Source organism: Methylomagnum sp., from assembly GCF_054333355.1.
In genome coordinates, this window is the sequence record NZ_JBTEKS010000353.1 from 1 (window position 1) to 4,585 (window position 4,585).

At 63.8% G+C, this 4,585-nt stretch carries 4 protein-coding genes; all 4 read left to right on the top strand.

Translation table 11 applies throughout. The features are described from left to right. Positions 1-160 precede the first annotated feature (160 nt). A complete protein-coding gene (locus tag ACXWUF_RS19035) occupies positions 161-1,972 on the top strand; it encodes a DUF2341 domain-containing protein (protein WP_458496160.1) in 1,812 nt (603 codons plus the stop codon). Positions 1,973-2,098: 126 nt separating this feature from the next. Further along, the gene (locus ACXWUF_RS19040; RefSeq protein ID WP_458496161.1) at positions 2,099-2,503 is read left to right on the top strand and encodes an ExbD/TolR family protein; all 405 of its coding nucleotides are present in this window, start codon (positions 2,099-2,101) and stop codon (positions 2,501-2,503) included. 10 nt (positions 2,504-2,513) lie between these two features. Then, the gene (locus tag ACXWUF_RS19045) at positions 2,514-3,170 is read left to right on the top strand and encodes an energy transducer TonB family protein (protein WP_458496162.1); all 657 of its coding nucleotides are present in this window, start codon (positions 2,514-2,516) and stop codon (positions 3,168-3,170) included. An 81-nt stretch (positions 3,171-3,251) separates the two neighbouring features. Continuing rightward, positions 3,252-4,585: putative porin (locus ACXWUF_RS19050; RefSeq protein ID WP_458496163.1), on the top strand; the 1,334-nt coding region annotated here is incomplete at its 3' end.

Consider the following 4,585-nt stretch of genomic DNA (forward strand, 5'->3'; position numbering starts at 1 on the left):
TCCGCTGATTCCGGGATATGGTTTTCGGCCACATCCTCAGCGTTAGCGCAGTTCCGCCCTCCGCCCACCGTCATCATTCCGCAATATTTCCGTAACTGACCCTAAATATTCACGTCACATACTCCGCCGCACTGACTACACCCAGAGCGACGAAGTAAAAATGAAATTTCGGGGCATCCTCCTACTGCTGTGCCTGGCCGCCGCGCCGGGATTGGCCTGGTCCTGGTGGAACGACGACTGGACCTCCCGCAAACAAATCACCCTGGACGCCAGCCTGACCGGCGCGGACATCCGCGACGGCGTGGCCGACTTTCCCATCTTGGTCCGGCTGCACACCGGCAATTTCAGCTATTTCGGCGAGCTGGCCGAGGGCGGCAAGGATGTCCGTTTCATGGTGGACGACAAGACGCCGCTGAAATTCCACGTCGAGAAATTCGACCCCGTCAACGAGATGGCCCTGGCCTGGGTCAAGGTGCCGCGCCTTCAAGGCGGGGCCAGCACCGACGGCTTCTGGATGTACTACGGCAACAAGGAAGCGCCCGAAGGCGGCGACACCGGCGGCAGCTATGACGTGAACCAAGCCCTAGTCTTCCATTTCGACGAAGCCAATCCTATCCCGAAGGACGCCACCGCCTACGGCAACAACGCGGCCCGCTCCATGGCGGCCATCAAGCCCAACGGCTGGATCGGCGCGGCGGCGGAGTTCGCGGCGACTGGCGTCATCGAGGTCAACCCCTCGCCCTCCCTGCAACTCGACCCGGCCAAGGGCTGGACCTTCTCGGCCTGGATCAAGATCGACCAGGGCCAGCCGGAGGCCACCGTGTTCCGCGCCGCCGAGGGCGCCAACGCCCTGGAACTGGTCCTGCGCAACGCCACCGTGGTGGCCCGTTATGTGGCGGGTGGCAAGCCGGTGGAAACCGCGCCCGCCCCGGTGCAGCAGCCCGGCCAGTGGCGGCATGTGGCCGTGGTGCTAAGGCCCGGCACGCTGGAACTGTACGTGGACGGCAACAAGGCCGGGGAATCGCCGGTCGCGCCGGTGGCGATGAATCCCTCGCTCACCCTGGGCGGCGGCGCGTCCGGCGGCTTTTTGGCGGGCTTCCTCGACGAGGTGCAGGTCTCCAACGCCGCCCGCAGCGCCGATTGGATCAAGCTGTCGGCCCGCAGCCAGAGCCTCGATTTCACCGTCGTCAACTACGGCCAGGACGAGGGCAAGCAGAGCGCGGGCGGCACCAGTTCCTTCGGCGTCATCATCCAGAGCGTCACGATAGACGGCTGGGTGGTCATCGCCCTGACCGGCGTAATGTTCGTGGTGGCGGTCGTGGTGATGGTCATCAAGGCGTTCGTCATCGCCCGGGTCCGCAAGGACAACAAGGCGTTCATGGCCGCCTACGAAGCCCTCAGCCCCAGCGACGACCCCGCCAAGCTGGACCACGACGACACCGAGGAGGACAAGGAATTGGCCGACTCGGAATTCCTCTCGGCCCTGGTCGGCAAGCACGACCACTACCAAAGCTCGCCCCTGTACCACCTCTACCACGCGGGCATCCGCGAGATGAAGAAGCGCGTCGGCGACACCAACAAGCCGCTGACCCCGGAAGCCCTGAACGTCATCCGGGTGAAGATGGACTCCATCGTGGTGCGGGAGAGCCAGCGGCTCAACGGCAAGATGGTGCTGCTCACCATCGCCATCGCCGGGGGGCCGTTCCTCGGGCTGCTCGGCACCGTGGTCGGCGTGATGATCACCTTCGCCGTCATCGCCGCCTCCGGCGACGTGAACATCAACTCCATCGCCCCCGGCATCGCGGCGGCGCTGCTGGCGACGGTGGCAGGGCTAGCGGTCGCGATTCCCGCCCTGTTCGCCTACAACTACCTGCTGGTCCAGATCAAGGATTTGGTGGCCGACATGCGGGTGTTCTCCGACGAGTTCCTGGCGATGCTGTCGGAAACCGTCGCCGACCGTTCGCGGGGGTAAGCCAATGAAAAGCATGTTTTTTATAGGATGGGTGAAGCGCAGCGAAACCCATCAAGCCACCTTGCCCGAAGCGATGGGTTCCGCAAGCTCCACCCATCCTATAGGGATCTTGTCGGAGGTCGCGGCATGAAAGTCGAATCCGAGGAGAAGGTCTACGACGACATCAACATCACCCCGATGCTGGACGTGGCCTACGTGCTGCTGTTGATCTTCATCATCATGACCACCGCCACGGTGCAGGGCATCACGGTGAACCTGCCCAAGGCCAGCAGCACGCCCAGCCTCTCCAAGCCCAAGACCAAGGCCGTCTCCATCACCCCGGACGGGACGATCTACCTCGACACCTACCCGGTCACCATCCAGGAACTGGAAACCCGGCTGGCCCAGTACAAGGCCGCGACGCCCGACCTGCCGGTGGTGCTCAAGGCCGACGCCGCCATCCAGTACCAGAAGGTCATCGAGGTGCTGGACGTGGTCACCCGCCTCGAAATCAGCCAGTTGGGGCTGGTGACGCAGAAGCTCGTCAAGTAGCCCCGCCCTTATGAACAAGAAGCAACGTTGGCTCCGGTATCTCCCGGCGGCGCTCGGCCTGTTATTGGTCGCCCTGGTGGCGCTCGGCGTCTACCTGATGCGGGATATGTTCCAGAAGCCAGTGCAAACCAAGAAGCAAGTCCAGCAAATCAGCGTCGTCCAGCCACCTCCCCCACCGCCTCCCCCACCCGTGCAGAAACCGCCGGAACCGGAGGTCAAGGAAGAAAAAATCGAGGAGCCGAAGCCGGACGAGCCGGAACCCGAACAACCAGCGGAAGAACCGCCGCCCGGCGACCAACTCGGCGTGGATGGCGACGGCGGCGCGGGCGGGGACGCCTTTGGGCTGGTGGGCAAGAAGGGTGGGCATGGCCTGCTCGGCGGGGGCGGTGGCAATTCGATCATTTGGTACGGCCAGCAATTGCAGCGGGAAGTGTCCGAGGAACTGCAACGCAGCCTCAAGGACAAGGCCCGTCACAGCAAATACTCGGCGGTCCTGCAAATCTGGATCAGTCCCGACGGCAACGTCAGCCGGGTGGAATTGGCGAACTCCAGCGGCACCGCCGAAATCGACGAGGCGCTACGGGCCGCGTTGGGGGGATTGCGCGGGCGCTTGAAGCCACCGCCCGAGAACATGCCGCAGCCGGTGAAGATTCGGGTGCGGTCGTAAATCCCGTTTCCCGTAGGTCGGGCTTAAGCCCGACCTACAGCCATCCCATAACAAAACGAACCCATGACCCTGGGGAATTTGATGAAAGCCAATCCCAAAATCCTACCGCTGGCGTTGCTCATCTCCGGCACGCTGGCCTCGTCCACCGCTTTTGGCGCGGACGAGAAAGAAGAACTGCTGAAACTCCGCAACACCACCCTGAACCTGATCGACCTCCTCGTTCAGCAAGGCGTGCTGGACAAGCAGAAGGCCGGCGCCATGATCGAGCAGGCGGAAAAGAAAGCCGCCGCCGAGGCCAAGGCGGAAGCCCGCAAGGAAGCCGAACAAGCCGCCGCCGACACCAAACCCAGCGGCAAGGGCAAATCCGCCGACGGCACCGTGCGGGTGACGTATGTGCCGGATTTCGTGAAGGACGAGATTCGGGCGGAAGTCGCCAAAGACCTGGAAGCCAAAGTGACCAAGCAAGTGAAGGACCAGGCCAAGGCCGAGCAGTGGGGCATCCCCGCCGCCCTGCCGGAGTGGGTCAGCCGCATCCATCCTTACGGCGATATGCGGCTGCGCTACGAGAACGACTTTTTCGGGGACAACAATCAGCCGAACAGCTATTTCAACTGGCCGTACATCAATGCCAAGGGTGGTCTCGCCAGCGTGGACAACCCCTACCGCAACACCACCGTTGACCGCCAGCGCTACCGGATGCGGTTCCGGCTGGGGCTGGAGGCGGAGATCGCCGAGGGCTTGAAAGCGGCGGTGCGGGTGACGACCAGCAACGACCGCAACCCCATTTCCATCAACCAAACCCTGGGCCAGTACGGCACGCAATACGACATCGCCCTCGACCGCGCCTTCCTGCAATACGACTACCGGGACGGCCAGGGCTACGACTGGATGACCTTGTGGGCGGGCCGGATGCCCAATCCGTGGTTCAGCTCCGACAATATGTTCGACCCGGACCTTAATTTTGAAGGCGTGGCGGGCACTTTCCGCTTGCCCTTCGGCCAGGACGATCCGGCCCTCAAGGGCTACGAGCCGGTCAGGGCGCAGTCGCCCACGACGGCGGGACTCCAGCAGTTCCAGACGGGATTCACCCGGCCCAACGAGGCGTTCCTGACCCTGGGCGTGTTCCCCTTGCAGGAAATCGAATTGTCCTCCCACGACAAATGGATGTGGGCGGCGCAGACCGGCTTCGACTGGCTGTTCGCCGGCGATTCGCGCCTCAAGGCGGGCGTCGCCTATTACGATTACAGCAACACCCAGGCCCGGCGGAACCCCTTGGGCAGCACCGAGTTCGACTGGACCGCGCCCAAGTTCTTCACCCAGGGCAACAGCCTCGCCCGCATCAGCAACGACCTCGACCCCGCCACCGAACCCCGCTTGGTGGGGCTGGCCTCGCGGTTCCAGGTGTTCGACGCGCT